The organism is Mycobacterium sp. 852002-51613_SCH5001154 (genome assembly GCF_001667425.1).
Taxonomy (GTDB): domain Bacteria; phylum Actinomycetota; class Actinomycetes; order Mycobacteriales; family Mycobacteriaceae; genus Mycobacterium.
In genome coordinates, this window is the sequence record NZ_LZII01000043.1 from 106,474 (window position 1) to 121,407 (window position 14,934).

At 68.7% G+C, this 14,934-nt stretch carries 14 protein-coding genes; 4 read left to right on the forward strand and 10 right to left on the reverse strand.

Annotated features, from left to right (window positions below):
• Window positions 1–100: 100 nt before the first annotated feature.
• Window positions 101–1,093 (reverse strand): stage II sporulation protein M, encoded by a 993-nt coding sequence (locus tag A5750_RS11380; RefSeq protein WP_066955792.1) that lies wholly within the window; start codon window positions 1,091–1,093, stop codon window positions 101–103.
• A gap of 36 nt (window positions 1,094–1,129) precedes the next feature.
• On the opposite strand from A5750_RS11380, the gene A5750_RS11385 reads away from it, so the two are divergent.
• A complete protein-coding gene (locus tag A5750_RS11385; protein WP_066955793.1) occupies window positions 1,130–2,008 on the forward strand; it encodes an RDD family protein in 879 nt (292 codons plus the stop codon).
• Here A5750_RS11385 and A5750_RS11390 read toward each other — a convergent pair.
• Window positions 2,005–2,397 carry a hypothetical protein gene (locus A5750_RS11390; RefSeq protein ID WP_066955797.1) on the reverse strand — a complete coding sequence of 131 codons (393 nt, stop codon included), beginning with the start codon at window positions 2,395–2,397 and terminating at the stop codon, window positions 2,005–2,007. The genes A5750_RS11385 and A5750_RS11390 overlap by 4 nt on opposite strands.
• A gap of 208 nt (window positions 2,398–2,605) precedes the next feature.
• Between A5750_RS11390 and A5750_RS11395 the strand changes: the two genes are divergently transcribed.
• A complete protein-coding gene (locus A5750_RS11395; RefSeq protein ID WP_067262825.1) occupies window positions 2,606–3,322 on the forward strand; it encodes a PadR family transcriptional regulator in 717 nt (238 codons plus the stop codon).
• Between the two features lie 27 nt (window positions 3,323–3,349).
• On the opposite strand, the gene glpK is transcribed toward A5750_RS11395, so the two are convergent.
• On the reverse strand, window positions 3,350–4,870 hold the full coding sequence (gene glpK, locus A5750_RS11400; RefSeq protein WP_082948014.1) for a glycerol kinase GlpK: 1,521 nt from the start codon (window positions 4,868–4,870) through the stop codon (window positions 3,350–3,352).
• Between the two features lie 84 nt (window positions 4,871–4,954).
• On the opposite strand from glpK, the gene A5750_RS11405 reads away from it, so the two are divergent.
• Window positions 4,955–6,427 carry a glutamate--cysteine ligase gene (locus A5750_RS11405; protein WP_066955802.1) on the forward strand — a complete coding sequence of 491 codons (1,473 nt, stop codon included), beginning with the start codon at window positions 4,955–4,957 and terminating at the stop codon, window positions 6,425–6,427.
• Between the two features lie 20 nt (window positions 6,428–6,447).
• Window positions 6,448–7,128 (forward strand): class I SAM-dependent methyltransferase, encoded by a 681-nt coding sequence (locus A5750_RS11410; protein ID WP_067262829.1) that lies wholly within the window; start codon window positions 6,448–6,450, stop codon window positions 7,126–7,128.
• Here A5750_RS11410 and egtE read toward each other — a convergent pair.
• The 7 genes from egtE to A5750_RS11445 form a co-directional block, all read right to left on the reverse strand.
• Window positions 7,125–8,270, reverse strand: coding sequence for an ergothioneine biosynthesis PLP-dependent enzyme EgtE (gene egtE, locus A5750_RS11415; RefSeq protein WP_067262832.1), 1,146 nt, complete (start codon window positions 8,268–8,270; stop codon window positions 7,125–7,127). The two genes, A5750_RS11410 and egtE, sit on opposite strands and share 4 nt — an antisense overlap.
• Window positions 8,267–9,232: an L-histidine N(alpha)-methyltransferase gene (gene egtD, locus A5750_RS11420; protein WP_066955811.1), complete on the reverse strand. Its 966-nt coding sequence runs from the start codon at window positions 9,230–9,232 to the stop codon at window positions 8,267–8,269. Before egtD ends, egtE begins: the two co-directional genes overlap by 4 nt.
• Window positions 9,229–9,942 carry an ergothioneine biosynthesis protein EgtC gene (gene egtC, locus A5750_RS11425; RefSeq protein WP_067262836.1) on the reverse strand — a complete coding sequence of 238 codons (714 nt, stop codon included), beginning with the start codon at window positions 9,940–9,942 and terminating at the stop codon, window positions 9,229–9,231. The genes egtD and egtC overlap by 4 nt, the downstream gene beginning before the upstream one ends.
• Complete coding sequence (gene egtB / locus A5750_RS11430) at window positions 9,942–11,237, reverse strand: ergothioneine biosynthesis protein EgtB (protein WP_067262893.1); 1,296 nt, start codon at window positions 11,235–11,237, stop codon at window positions 9,942–9,944. Before egtB ends, egtC begins: the two co-directional genes overlap by 1 nt.
• A gap of 68 nt (window positions 11,238–11,305) precedes the next feature.
• Complete coding sequence (gene egtA, locus A5750_RS11435; protein WP_066955817.1) at window positions 11,306–12,589, reverse strand: ergothioneine biosynthesis glutamate--cysteine ligase EgtA; 1,284 nt, start codon at window positions 12,587–12,589, stop codon at window positions 11,306–11,308.
• A 166-nt stretch (window positions 12,590–12,755) separates the two neighbouring features.
• Complete coding sequence (locus A5750_RS11440; protein WP_156659669.1) at window positions 12,756–13,403, reverse strand: sensor domain-containing protein; 648 nt, start codon at window positions 13,401–13,403, stop codon at window positions 12,756–12,758.
• Window positions 13,404–13,441: 38 nt separating this feature from the next.
• Window positions 13,442–14,890, reverse strand: a complete 1,449-nt coding sequence (locus A5750_RS11445) for a catalase (RefSeq protein ID WP_066955823.1) — start codon at window positions 14,888–14,890, stop codon at window positions 13,442–13,444.
• Between the last annotated feature and the right edge of the window lie 44 nt (window positions 14,891–14,934).

Here is a 14,934-nt window from a genome sequence, read left to right on the forward strand (position 1 = left end):
AGAAGAAGCCGGGCCAATCGGCTGTAGCCCGGCGACGATGCACGCCCCGCAGCGGCGTGAGAAGAAGCCGGGCAATCGGATAGAGCCCGGCGACGAGCGCTCAGCTCGTCGGAACCACGTCGGGCGCGTCTTCGATGTCGCCGGTCTCCCCGGCCTTTGCCGCGCGGCGACCGAAATACACGATGTAGGTCAGGAACGCCGCCTCGGCGATGATCCCGATGCCGACCCGTACGACGGTCGGCAGCGGCGATGGTGTCACCAGCGCCTCGATCAACCCCGAGACCAGCAGCACACCCACCAGACCGATCGCGACCGACACGACGGCGCGACCCTGTTCGGCGAGCACTTGCCCGCGTGGCCGGTCGCCGGGCGAAATCACCGACCACCCCAGCCGCATCCCCGCCGCCCCCGCCAGGAACACCGCCGTCAGCTCCAGCAGCCCGTGCGGAATCAGCAGCCCGAGCAGCACACCGCCCTTGCCCGCCTGGAACATCAGCCCGGAGATCAGTCCCAGGTTGGCCGCGTTCTGGAACAGCACGATGGGGATCGGCAGCCCCAGCAGTACGGACAACGCGATGCACTGCGCGGCGACCCAGGAGTTGTTCACCCAGATCTGCAGGGCGAACGCGGCGGCGGGATGTTCGCTGTAGTAGGAGGCGACGTCGTGGTTCACCAATTGTTCGATGTCGCTTGGTGTTCCGGCGGCAGATTGCACCTCGGGATTGGCGGCCACCCAGAACGCCATCATGAACACCACGGCGAAGAACGCCACCGCGGTGCCCAGCCACCACCGCCACGACCGGTACGCGACCACCGGGAAAGACACCGTCCAGAACCGGGCGAACGTACCGCTCAACGGCGCGTGGGCGCCGGTCACCACGGAACGGGCGCGCGCGACGAGGCTCGAGAGCCGACCGATCAACAGCGAGTCCGACGAGGCCGAGCGCAGCATCGACAGGTGGGTGGACACCCGTTGGTAGAGCTCGACGAGCTCGTCGACCTCGGCGCCGGTCAGTGAGCGACGCCTTGCGACCAGCCGGTCGAGGCGGTCCCACGTACCGCGATGGGCCAGCACGAATGCGTCGACGTCCACCCTGCGCAGCCTAATCGCCCTGTACCGTTCGGTGTTATGTCGGAGGTGGTGACCGGCGACGCCGTCGTGCTCGACGTGCAGATCGCCCAGTTGCCGGTGCGGGCCGTGGGCGCACTGATCGATATCGCCGTGATCGTCGTCTGCTATCTCCTGGGGCTGATGTTGTGGGCCGCCACACTGACCCAGTTCGACACCGCGCTGAGCACCGCCATCCTGCTCATCTTCACCGTGGTGGTGATCGTCGGCTATCCGGTGGTGCTCGAAACGGCGACGCGCGGACGCTCGGTGGGCAAGATCGCAATGGGGCTTCGGGTGGTGTCCGACGACGGCGGGCCAGAACGCTTCCGGCAGGCCCTCTTTCGGGCCCTCGCGGCGGTGGTCGAGATTTGGATGCTGTTCGGCAGTCCCGCGGTCATCTGCAGCATCCTGTCGCCGAAGGCCAAGCGAGTCGGCGACATCTTCGCCGGCACCGTCGTCGTGAACGAACGCGGTCCCCGCCTCGGCCCCCCGCCCGTGATGCCGCCTTCACTGGCCTGGTGGGCCTCGTCCCTGCAACTTTCCGGCCTGTCCCCCGGTCAGGCCGAGGTCGCACGCCAATTCCTCTCGCGGGCAACACAACTCGATCGCCAATTACGACTGCAGATGGCCTATCGCATCGCCGGTGATGTGGTGTCCCGCATCGCCCCGCCGCCCCCGCCGGGCGCCCCGCCGGAACTGGTGCTGGCGGCCGTGCTCGCCGAACGGCACCGCCGCGAACTGGCGCGACTTCGACCCGCCATGCCGCCGCCGGGCGCGGCGCCGTGGCCGGCCTGGCCGGCCCCGCCACCACAGCAGACGGTCCCATGGCCGGACCCGGGTGCACCCCAGCAGGGGCCGCCGCATCCCGCGCCGGGCGGTTTCGCGCCGCCCGGTTAACCGGAGACGCTCGCCGCCATCAGGGCGACGTCGGCGATCAACAGCGCCCAGCCGCACAGCGGGACGGCGATGCCGCCGCGGCGTTTCGCGGTGAACAGGGAGATGACGATTACGACCACCGCAACCGCGGGCGCGCCGTAGAACGCGACCCCGAAACTGATGCCGCCGTGGCCGAGGTTGGGGCAACTGCGGTCGCTGCAGCCGTCGGTACTCATCACCGCGCCGAGCGCGAAGAGCATGACGATGGCGGCGGCGGGCACCGTGGCCAGCGCCAGGGCCCAGTTGACCCACGGCCACACGTTGCGCCCACCACCGGTGCCGCCCTGCGCGGGGCCGGCCGCGGTCGAGGTCCCGCTGCCCACCGAAAGGTCGGAGTTGTCGGCGTTCATCCCAAAGTTCCTACCCGCCGCCCGGCGAGTGCAAACGGGCCGGCGCGTCCCAACGAACCGACCCGCCGGCCCAACACCGCAGGTCATGCGTCTTAACGGCTGCGTTGAAGCACAACATAGGGTCGCCCGTTGCATCGCGATACTTTCCGATATATCGTGATACTTCGAAGCGCACGGTGCGCTTCCCCTTCAGACGTAAGGAACAGACATGTACAACCCCTTCCCCCCCACGGGCGGCCCGTTCGCAGGCGGCCCCGGTTTCGGCTTCGGTCCCGACACACATCGGCGCGCCCCGCACGGCGCCCGCCGGCGCGCTCGCCAAGAGTTCTTCGAACACCTCCGCGAGCACGGCCCCGACCACGACGGCCCGGGCTTCGGGCCCGGATTTGGTCCCGGATTCGGCCCGGGTTTCGGCCCCGGCTTCGGTCCCGGTTTCGGCTTCGGGCCGGGCGGCCGACGCGGCGGATGGCGCCGTGGCGGCCCGGGCCGCGGAAGACGCGGCGACGTCCGCGCGGCCATCCTGGCGCTGCTGGCCGAGCGCCCCATGCACGGCTACGAGATGATCCAGCAGATCGCCGAACGCAGCAAGGGGCTCTGGAAGCCCAGCCCCGGTTCGGTCTATCCGACGCTGCAGCTGTTGACCGACGAGGGCCTGATCACCGCCAGCGAAAGCGAGGGCAGCAAGAAGCTCTTCGAGCTGACCGACGAGGGTCGCGCGGCGGCGGAAAAGGTCGAGACACCGCCGTGGGACGAGATCGCCGAAGGCGCCGACCCGGGTCACATGAACCTGCGGGCGGCCATCGGCCAGCTGTTCGGCGCGGTCGCGCAGTCCGCGCACACCGCCACCGCCGAGCAGCAGCAGCGCATCGTCGAAATCCTCAACAACGCGCGGCGCGAGGTCTACGGCATCCTCGGCGAAGACTGAGCCCCGACAGACCCAGCGGACCCTGGATCAGGTGACGTCCACCCAATCCAGGGTCCGCTGCACGGCCTTACGCCAACCCGCGTACCCGGCGGCGCGCTGCTCGTCGGTCCAGGCCGGCGCCCAGCGCTTGTCCTCGTGCCAGTTCGCCCGCAGGTCGGACGGATCGGCCCAGAACCCCAGCGCCAACCCCGCCGCGTAGGCCGCGCCCAGCGCGGTCGTCTCGGCGACCACCGGACGCACCACGTCGACGCCGAGCACATCGGCCTGAATCTGCATGCACAGGTCGTTGCCGGTGACACCGCCGTCGACCTTCAATACCTCAAGGCGCACACCGGAATCCGCCGCCATGGCATCCACCACGTCGCGGCTCTGATAGCAGATCGCCTCCAGCGTCGCGCGGGCCAGGTGCGCGTTGGTGTTGAACCGCGACAGCCCGACAATCGCGCCGCGCGCGTCGGATCGCCAATAGGGCGCGAACAGCCCGGAAAAGGCCGGGACGAAATACACTCCGCCGTTGTCGGCGACCTGGCGCGCCAGCGACTCGCTTTGCGCCGCGCCGCTGATGATGCCCAACTGGTCGCGCAGCCACTGCACCGCAGCGCCGGTGACCGCGATCGAACCCTCAAGGGCGTAAACGGGTTTCGCGTCGCCGAACTGGTAGCACACGGTGGTCAACAGGCCGTTGTTCGACCGCACGATCGTCTCGCCGGTGTTGAGCAGCAGGAAGTTTCCGGTGCCGTAGGTGTTCTTCGCCTCGCCCTCCGACAGGCACACCTGGCCCACCATCGCCGCGTGCTGGTCACCGAGAACCCCCGTCACCGGCACCTCGCCACCGACCGGCCCGGCCTGCGCGGAGACGCCATACGGTTGCGGCGACGACGACGGCGCGATCGCCGGAAGCATCGCACGCGGGATGGCGAAGAACGACAACAGCTCGTCGTCCCAGTCGAGCGTTTCCAGGTCCATCAGCATGGTCCGGCTGGCATTGGTCACGTCGGTGATGTGCACGCCGCCGCGCGTGCCTCCGGTCAGGTTCCACAACACCCAGGTGTCCGGCGTGCCGAACAAGGCGTCACCGCTCTCGGCGGCCTCGCGCACCCCGTCGACGTTCTCTAGGATCCACTGCAGTTTGCCGCCGGAGAAATACGTCGCCGGCGGCAGGCCGGCCTTGCGGCGAATCACGTCGCCGCGGCCGTCTCGTTCCAGCGCCGACGCGATGCGGTCGGTGCGGGTGTCCTGCCAGACGATCGCGTTGTAGTAGGGCCGCCCGGTGCGCCGATTCCACACCAGCGTGGTCTCCCGTTGGTTTGTGATACCAAGCGCGGCAATGTGTTTGGCGGTCAAATTGGCACGATTCAGGACCGACATCAGCACCGACGAAGTACGCTCCCAGATTTCGACCGGGTCGTGCTCGACCCAGCCGGCGCGGGGCAGGATTTGTTCGTGCTCGAGTTGATGGCGGGCCACTTCGGCCCCGTCATGATCGAAGATCATGCAGCGAGTGCTGGTGGTTCCCTGGTCGATGGCGGCGACGAACTCAGCGGACACGTCAGGAGTCCATCACGTCCGGGTGAACTCGACAAGCGGCCGGGTAGCTTGCGTTACCGCCGGTAACCCTGTTCCATCGGCGGTGTGGGCGAAGAGGTCAAGCGCACCACGTACACCAGCGCACATCGGCGGGAATACGGGCGCAAGCTCCAGGTTTGCCTGGACGTGTTGGAGACGATGCTGGAACAGTCGCGCTTTGACTCGGCCAAGCCGCTGACCGGCATGGAGATCGAGTGCAACCTCGTCGACGCCGATTACCAGCCCGCGATGTCGAATCGCGACGTGCTGGATGCCATCGGGGATCCGGCGTTCCAGCCGGAATTGGGCGCCTACAACATCGAATTCAACGTGCCGCCCCACGCCCTGCCCGGACACACCGCGCTCGATCTGGAAGGCGAGGTGCGGGCCAGTCTGAACGATGCGGAGACCAAAGCCGGCGTGGGTGGCGCGCACATCGTGATGATCGGGATCCTGCCCACGCTGATGCCCGAGCATCTGACCACCGGCTGGATGAGCGACTCGAGGCGGTACGCGGCGCTCAATGACTCGATCTTCACCGCCCGCGGCGAGGACATCCCGATCAACATCTCCGGCCCCGAGCCGCTGAGCTGGCAGGCCGTGTCGATTGCGCCCGAATCCGCCTGCACCAGCATCCAATTGCATCTGCAGGTGGCCCCGGAAACGTTCGCCGCCAACTGGAATGCGGCCCAGGTGGTGGCGGGCCCGCAGCTGGCGTTGGGCGCCAACTCGCCGTACTTCTTCGGTCACCAGTTGTGGGCCGAGACCCGCATCGAGCTGTTCACCCAGTCCACCGACACCCGGCCGGAGGAGCTCAAGTCCCAGGGCGTGCGGCCGCGGGTGTGGTTCGGCGAAGGGTGGATCAGCTCGGTGCTCGACTTGTATCAAGAGAACCTCCGCTACTTCCCGTCCCTGCTGCCCGAGGTGTCCGACGAGGATCCGGCCGCCGAGCTGGCCGCCGGGCGCGCACCGCAACTGTCCGAACTGCGGCTGCACAGCGGCACGGTGTACCGGTGGAACCGTCCGGTCTATGACGTGGTCGACGGGCGCCCGCACCTGCGGCTGGAGAACCGGGTACTGCCGGCCGGGCCGACCGTCGTGGACATGCTGGCCAATTCGGCCTTCTTCTACGGCGTGCTGCGCACCCTCTCCGAAGACGACCATCCCCTGTGGTCTCAGATGGATTTCGCTGCGGCACAAGGGAATTTCCTCGAGGCGGCGCGACACGGCATCGATGCCCGGCTGCATTGGCCGGGTCGGGGCCCTGTGACGGCGACCGCGTTGGTGCTGGATACGTTGCTGCCGATCGCCGACGAGGGACTGCGCCGGTGGGGAATGGACGCCGAGGTGCGGGACCGCTTCCTCGGCGTCATCGAGGGCCGCGCCAGATCGGGCCGCAACGGCGCCAGCTGGCAGGTATCCACCGTCCGCGCTCTGGAAGACGGCGGGATGACCCGGCCGGCTGCGCTGGCAGAGATGCTGCGCCGGTACTGCGAGCACATGCACGCCAACGAGCCGGTGCACACCTGGGAGTCCTGACCGCGGGTACGTTGAAAACCATGACGGGCGATCACGTTATGGACTGGGACAGCGCATACCGCGAACGGGCGCACTTCGAGGGTCCGCCGCCGTGGAATATCGGTGAGCCGCAACCCGAACTGGCCGCACTGGGCGCGGCCGGGAAATTCCGCAGCGATGTGCTCGACGCCGGCTGCGGGGTCGCCGAACTGTCGTTGGCGCTGGCAGCCCAGGGCTACACGGTTGTCGGTGTCGACCTCACGCCGACGGCCGTCGCGGCGGCCACCAAGGCGGCCCAGGAGCGCGGCTTGACCACGGCCAGCTTCGTGCAGGCCGACATCACGTCGTTCAGTGGTTATGACGGCCGGTTTTCCACCGTCGTCGATTCCACGCTGTTTCACTCGCTGCCGGTCGAGGGCCGCGACGGCTACCTGAGCTCCATCCACCGCGCGGCGGCGCCGGGCGCCACCCTGTTCGTGCTGGTGTTCGCCAAGGGCGCCTTCCCAGCCGAGATGGAACCGAAGCCCAACGAGGTCGACGAGGACGAACTGCGCGCCGCGGTGAGCAAGTACTGGGAAGTCGACGAGATCCGGCCGGCCTTCATCCTGTCCAACGTCGTCGAAATCCCCAACGCGCCCTTCGAATTTCCGCCGCACGATCGCGATGACAAAGGCCGGATGAAGATGCCGGCCTACCTGCTGACGGCGCACAAAGCGGGCTAAGACGTCGCCGCCGTCGCGGCGATCAGCGCCTCGGCGAAGGTCTGCAGGTCCTCGGCCGTGGTGTCGACATGCGGCGAGATGCGCAGCACCGGACCGGCCAGCCGCAGGGGAGCCCGCTGCACGCCGACGAAGGTGGTCAGGATCCGCCGCTCGGCGAGCAGCCACGCCCGCACCGCTTGGGCATCGGCGCCGTCGACCGGGGCAAGGGTGGTGATGGCGCTGGGCTCGTCGACCTCCTCGACCACCGCCCAACCGGCCACGTCGGCCAGCACCCGGCGGCTGGTGGCGCCCAACTCGGCCAGCCGCGCGCGCACGGCCCGTGGCCCGTACGCCAAGTGCTCCCCCAACGCCAGCGAAAAGCCCACGCGCGCTGCGACATTGGCTTCGCCGAATTCGAGTTGCTGGGCGACAGTGCACGAGCCCGCGAGCGAGTCCGGCGGCGCCAGACGCGGACGCAGGCCCTCCATCAACTCGCGTCGCACCGCGAGCGCGCCGACACCGCGCGGCCCCGCGATCCACTTGCGCGACGACGCATACGTCACGTCGGCGCCGACCGCGCAGTCCACCTGGCCCAGCGCCTGGGCGGCGTCGACGACGAGCGGCAGGCCCAACTCGCGGCAGAGTTGCGCGATCATCGACAGCGGTTGCACCACACCGCTGTGGCTGCCGACCGCCGTGAGGTGGACCAGATCGGGCGGGTCGGCCTCGAGCGCCAGCGCCGCGTCGTCGAGCGCGACCCGCCCATCGTCGAGCGTCGGCAGCAACTGACGGTCGAAGCCGTGGGCGGCGAAGAGCGCCAAATTGGGGCCGTATTCACCGGGCAGGCACGCCAGCGTGCGGCGGTCGGCGGGCCAGCCGCCGAGCAGCAGATCCAGCGCGTTCAGGGAACCGGTGGTGAACACCACCTCGGCGTCGGGCACGCCGGCCAGTGCGGCGAACGCCACCCGCCCGGCGTCCAGCGCGGGTGCGGCCGCCTCGGCCGCGACATAACCGCCGATTTCGGACTCGTTGCGCGCGTGCAGGGCGGCGGCCTCGATCACCGTAAGGCTCTGCCGCGAACACGCCGCACTGTCCAGGTGCAGCCCGGCCACGGGCGGGCGGGCCGCCCGCCAGCGGTCCGCAAGCGAACCGCCGGCCGTCACTTGACGGCCAACGACAACCCGAAATCACCCGCGGCGTCCGTCCAGAACCGGGTGCGGCGCAGTCCCACGCGGGCCAATTCGGCGCTCACCCCGTCGGGGCGGAACTTGCACGACACCTCGGTGAGCATCTCCTCGTCGGCCGCGAAATCGACGGTCAGGTCGAGCGCGTCGACGCGGACCCGCTGGGCACGGCTGGCGCGCAACCACATTTCGATGCGTTCCTCGTCGGCGTTCCAGCGGGCCACGTGCTCGAAGGCCTCGACGTCGAAATCGGCGTCGAGTTGCCGGTTGATCACCGCCAGCACATTGCGATTGAACGCCGCGGTCACCCCGGTCGAGTCGTCGTAGGCGCGCACCAGCCGGCCGGTGTCCTTGATCAGGTCCGTGCCCAGCAGCAGGCTGTCGCCCGGGCGCATCTGGGCGGACAGGCTCGACAGGAACGCCGTGCGCGGTCCGGGCGTCAGGTTGCCGATCGTCGACCCCAGGAACACGAACAGGCGCCGCCCGCCGGTTGGGATCTCGGTCAGGTGTTCCTCGAAATCGCCGCATACGGCGTTGATTTCGACGCCGGCATATTCCTGCTGAATCGCCGCCGCGGCCGTCGACAGTATGCCTGCGTCGACGTCGAAGGGGACGAATCTGCGCAACGATCCGCGTTCACGCAGCGCGTCGAGCAGCAGCCGGGTCTTCTCCGACGTCCCGCTGCCCAACTCCACCAGGGTGTCGGCCTCGCTGGCCGCCGCAACCTCGGCCGACCGCGCGCGCAGGATCTCGGCCTCCGCGCGGGTCGGGTAGTACTCGGGCAACCGGGTGATCTGATCGAAAAGGTGGCTGCCCAGCGAATCGTAGAACCACTTGGGCGGCAATGACTTCGGCGTCCGCTGCAGGCCGTCGAACACATCTCGGCGCAGCGCCTGATCCGCAGAGTCGGCGGCCAGGTGGTTGGACAAAGTCAGCGTCATCGATAACCTTCCGAGTGATCCAGCGGGGTCAGCGCGACGCCCGTCGCGGTGACCTCGACGAGGTGGCGGTCCGGCACGTCCTCCCAGCCGGGGTCGTTGTCGTAGGGCTCGCTGGCCAGAACAATGCCGTCCGCGCGGCGCAAGATGGACAACGTGTCGCCCCAGGTGGTGGCGAGCAGGCGAGAGCCGTTTGCCGCCAATATGTTCAGCCGGGCGTCCGGGTCGGCTGCCGCGATCTCGGTGATGGTCGCGCCGAGCGCGTCGAGGCCCCGCTCAAAGATGGCGGCCGCGAGTAGTGCACTGTCGCAGACGGATTCGGCCTGCGAACTCATGGGTAACGCGGCGCGGTCCACCACGCCGTTGTGCGACAACATCCATTGACCGTCGGTGAACGGCGCCGTAGCGCTGACATCGATCGGCATGCCGACCGTCGCCGAGCGGACCGCGGCAACCACGCAGCGGCTGCGCAGCGCCGGTGCGACGGAGTCGAACGACGTGTCGCCCCACAGTGGCGCGTGGCTACGCCAGCGGCGGGGCACTTGCCGTCCAGAAGAGTCGTCGAAAAAGCCGACGCCCCAACCGTCGGCGTTGAGCAGGCCGTGCTTCTGCCGACGCGGGGCATACGACTGCACCCGCAGGCCGTACTGCGGGTCCAGCAGCAGCGAGGAGACGGTGACGTCGGCCCCAAGCCAGCCGAGGTGACGGCACATCAGGTGAAATCCTCGACGTCCCAAGCCAACCGGACGCCAGAAAAGATCTGGCGCCGGATCGGGTGGTCCCAGTTGCGGAAGCTCGGCCGCAGGATTGCGGGCTCTACGGCCCACGAGCCGCCGCGCAGGACCCGGTAGTCCTGAAGAAAGAACGGCTGCGAGTAGCGCTCGTAGATCATCGGAAGGAATCCCGGCCAGGGCCGCAGCGGCGAACTGGTCCACTCCCACACGTCGCCGAGCATCTGTTCCGCCCCGTACGCCGAGGCGCCGGCGGGGTAGGCCCCGACTGGTGCCGGACGCAACGACGTTCCGCCCAGGTTGGCGAGGGCGTCGGAGGGCGGCTGCGCTCCCCACGGGTAGCGGCGGCGACTGTCGGTGCCCGGATCCCAGGCGCAGGCCTTCTCCCATTCCATCTCGGTGGGCAGCCGCGCGCCGGCCCAGGCTGCGTATGCCTCGGCCTCGAAGTAGCAAACGTGCTGCACCGGTTCGTCGGCAGGGATGTCTTCGACGTGGCCGAACCGGGTGCGCGTTCGTGCGTCGGGGCTCCAGAACTGTGGCGCTGTCAGACCCGCGCGCTGGCGATGCTCCCAGCCGCGCTCGGACCACCAGCGAGGTTGGAGGTAGCCGCCGTCTTCCATGAAGTGCCGCCATTCGCCGTTGGTGACCGGCACCCGGCCGATCCGGAACGCGGGCAGCTCGACGACGTGGGCGGGACGCTCGTTGTCCAACGAATACGGTTCGCTCGCGGCGTCCACGCCCAGCACGAACGGACCGGCGGGCACCAGCACGTAGGTGCCGGCCAGCCCGGGGCGGCCGGCCGGCAGCGCCGCCGAGTCGCGCAGCAGCGGAGCGCCGGTGCGCAGGTTCAGCGCCTGCAGCATGGTTTCGTCGTGCTGGTTTTCGTGACTGATCACCAACGCGAACGCGAAGTCGTCACTCTCCTCCGGCAGCGCATCGAGGGCATCAAGGGCAGCGGACCGCACCGTGGCGCAATACGCCCGCGCGCGGTCCGGCGACAGCAGCGGCAGCTCGACCCGGCTCGCGCGGGAGTGGACGAAGGCGTCGTAGAGGCCCTCGATTGCCGCCGGCAACATGCCGGGCCGGCCGGGGTCACCGCCGCGCAGCAGCCAGAACTCCTCTTGCTGACCGATGTGCGCCAAGTCCCACACCAGTGGGCTCATCAGGGGGTCGTACTGCCGATACAGCTCGGCGTCGTCGAACTCGACGAGCCGCAACGTCCGCGTCCGCGCCCGCGCCAGATCATCGGCAAGACTTGCCCGGCATGACGACCGCAAGCGCGGCGCTGGGGGCACCTCCCGCTTGCCGGGGACTCCGCGCAGCGGGTCGGAATCATCGGGAAAGCTCACAGCCCCCCTTGCGAGGATCGCGCCGCCTTGGCAACCGTAGCCGCGATGCCCTGCTGTATCACCTGGTCGGAGAAGTCGTCGCCGGGACATCGGCCCCGCTCGACGGCGTCGACCAGCCGCTGCATCGAATCACCGAGTTCGGGCGGCGCCAGCTGAGCGGCGACGGCCACGCACTTGTTGGCCGCGGCGTACAGCCGCCGGTCACGCAGTCCCGCCTGGGCGGCCGTGTCCCAGGCGGTCGCCACCGGCTCGACCGCTTCGGCCGCGGTGTCCGCCGCGACCGGGTCGTCGAGCAGGGCCACCAGAGTGAACACAACGGCCGGCCAGAAGTCGTCCGGCACGCTGTCGAGATAGCGGATTTCCAGCCACTGCCTCGGGCGCACTGGGGGGAACAGCGTGGTCAGGTGGTATTCCAGGTCGGCGAGGGTGGGGCGGCGACCGCCGAGCAGCACCCGGCCGTCGACCCAGTCGGCGAATGGCACCCAATGCGTGACCGCGGTGGCGTCCGGGGCGTGCACCAGCATCACCGGCGCCTTGAGCGCATAGCGCGCCCAGTCGGTGCCCGGGTCGTCGCCGCTGGCGCCCAGGATGGGTCCGCACCGCGCCGAGTCCATCTGGCCCCACACCCACTGCCGGGTGGAGGCCCACCCGGTGAACTCGCCGCGCAGCATCGGGGAGTTCGCCGCCATCGCGATCATGGTGGGCCCGAGTGCGTGCGCCAGCCGCACCCGTTCCGCCCAGCCGGCCCGCGGGCCCGCGTCCAGGTTGACCTGAATGGACGCGGTGGACGTCATCATCGCCGCGCCTGCCTCACCCGAGCGGCTGGTCGCGAAGAACTGCTCCATGGCGCGGTAACGCGCACCCGGGTTGATGCGCTTGGGCGGCCGCAGCGGATCCGCCCCGAGGAACACCAGGCCCAGCCCGCCATCGACGAACGCCGACCGCAGCACGGCCTGGTCGCGCCGCATCGCGTCGATGGCGGCCGCCACCCCTTCGGCGGGCGGGCCGGACAACTCCACCGCACCGCCGGGTTCCACCGTGACCCGGCTGCCTCCCGGCAGCTCGGGCAAGTGCCCCAGAACGTCGGCGATCTCCTGCCAACCGGGCCTGCGATGCGGGTCGGCCGGGTCGTGGCAGTGGGCTTCCAGTTCCAGACCCACACGCCCCAGCGGGGCGTCCACCATGCAACCGTCTGCGATGTAGCGCGCGGCGGTCTTGGAATCGGCCATCTCGGGACTGGCCAGCTCGGAGCCGGCGGTAGTGATAGCGGCAAACGTCATATCACTATCCCTCCGGGCCTGAGCAAGCTCGAACATGCGCCTACGGACCGCTTCCCGACACAGTCGACGGAACGGTAACCGCCACTACTTCATCTAACAGATGGCTCCGACATATTCCCGTTCGCGCCCAATTCCAAGCATGCCCGACCCGGTCCCCGAACCCGGCTCACTGACCCAGCGCGTTCTGCATCGCCCCAGCCAGCACGTTGACCGCCGGCCCGGCGTTGCCAGATTGGCAGACCTTGGCCTGCAACAACACATTTTCACGCAGCCTGGTTTGATTGAAGCACCGCCGATCGGTACCGGCCTCTTGCTTGGTCCAGTTCGCGTCGGCGGCGTCGGGCGGCCCGCCATCGAACGACCACACCTGTGTGACGCCGTTGTCCAGGTGCATCGGGGTGGTCTGGCCCGAGCAGCCCACCGTCCGATCCACCACCCGATGGAAGGCGCGGCCGGCGGCGTCGTTGGTGGCAAACACACCGACGGCCTGCTTCACGAAGTGGGTTTGGTCGGTGGCCGAAGTCTGGGTGACCGCACCGTTGAACGACGCCAAGTCGGGGTCCTCATACACCTCGGGCAAGCCGATGTCGGCCCAGTTGTTGCACACCGGAACGTCCACCCAATCGCCCTGCACCGGTCGGGTAAACACCGACTCCCAGCCCATGGGCCCACCGACGATGTTGCCGACCGACCCCTTGCCCAGGACCGCGTAATTCACCACCCCCGGGTCCGACGGGTGGGCGGCCGCAACCGGAAGCGCGACCGCTCCGCCGACGGCCAGGCCGATGGTGATGACGGCCGCGCGAACCCGCATGGTCATGAGGCGATCATGCCAGGCACGTGGGCGCGAGGTCAGCCCCCGTTTGCCCGGACGCCCTCTTCGACTTTTTTGCCGAGGTCGGGGTCGACGTTGCGCCAGTACTCGAACACCCGCGACAGCACCGGCTCCTTCACTCCCTTGGAGACGTGCCCAATGATGTTGTGCGCCAGCCGGTCCCGGGCCTCGTCGTCGAGGACGTCGCGGACCATGGTGCCGGCCTGTCCCCAGTCGTCGTCCTCGGCGTGCAGCGTGTAGGCGGCACGGACCATGTCGCCGTCGGCGTGCCAGCGCACCTCGGCGGCGCGGGCCGGGTCGGCGTGCGGGCCGCCGTAGGAGTTGGGCGCATACACGGGGTCGGCGACGTTCGTCATCCGCATCGCGCCGTCCTTTGAATAGCTGTTCACCTCGACTTTCGGCGTGTTGACGGGGATCTGCCGATAGTTGGTCCCCAGCCTGGCGCGGTGCGCGTCGGAGTAGGAGAACCCGCGGGCCTGCAGCATCTTGTCGGGGCTCAGTCCGGTGCCGGGCACGGTGTTGTTCGGCTCGAAGGCCGCCTGCTCGATCTCGGTGTGGTAGTCGATGACGTTGCGGTTCAGCGTCATCTTGCCGACGTCGATCAGCGGGTAGTCGCCGTGCGGCCACACTTTGGTCAGGTCGAACGGGTTGAACCGATAGTTGCGGGCCTCCTCGTAGGGCATGATCTGCATCTTGAGCGTCCAGCTCGGGTGATCCCCGCCCTCGATTGCCTCGTAGAGGTCGCGCTGGTGGTAGTCGCCGTCCTCGCCGGCCAGCCGGTCGGCGTCCTCCTGGGTCAGGAAGTCGATGCCCTGGTCGGTGATGAAGTGGTACTTCACCCAGAAGATTTCGCCGGCGGCGTTGATCCAGCTGTAGGTGTGGCTGCTGTATCCGTTCATGTGCCGCCACGTCTTGGGGATGCCGCGATCACCCATCAGCCAGGTCACCTGATGCGCGGACTCCGGCGAGAGCGTCCAGAAGTCCCATTGCATGTTGTGGTCGCGCAAGTTCGTTGCCTGCATGCGCTTTTGGGACCGAATGAAGTGCTGGAACTTCAGCGGGTCGCGCATGAAGAACACCGGCGTGTTGTTGCCGACCAGGTCGAAATTGCCTTCGCTGGTGTAGAACTTCAGCGCGAAGCCACGCGGGTCGCGCCAGGTGTCCGGGCTGCCGCGCTCGCCCGCGACCGTGGAGAACCTGGCGAGCATGTCCGTTTTCGTGCCGGGTTGGAAGACCGCGGCCCTCGTGTACTTGCTGACGTCGTTGGTGACCTCGAAGGTGCCGAAGCCGCCGCCGCCCTTCGCGTGCGGCTGACGTTCCGGGATGCGCTCCCGGTTGAACTGGGCCATCTGCTCGATCAGGTAATGGTCCTGCAGCAGGATCGGCCCGTCGGGACCGACGGTCAACGACTGGTCGTCGCTGGGCGCAGCGATGCCGGCATCAGTGGTGGTGAAACGCTCCGTCATGTCGCTATCTCCTCGTTTGCTGGGCTTACTCCAGGCTGTGGCGA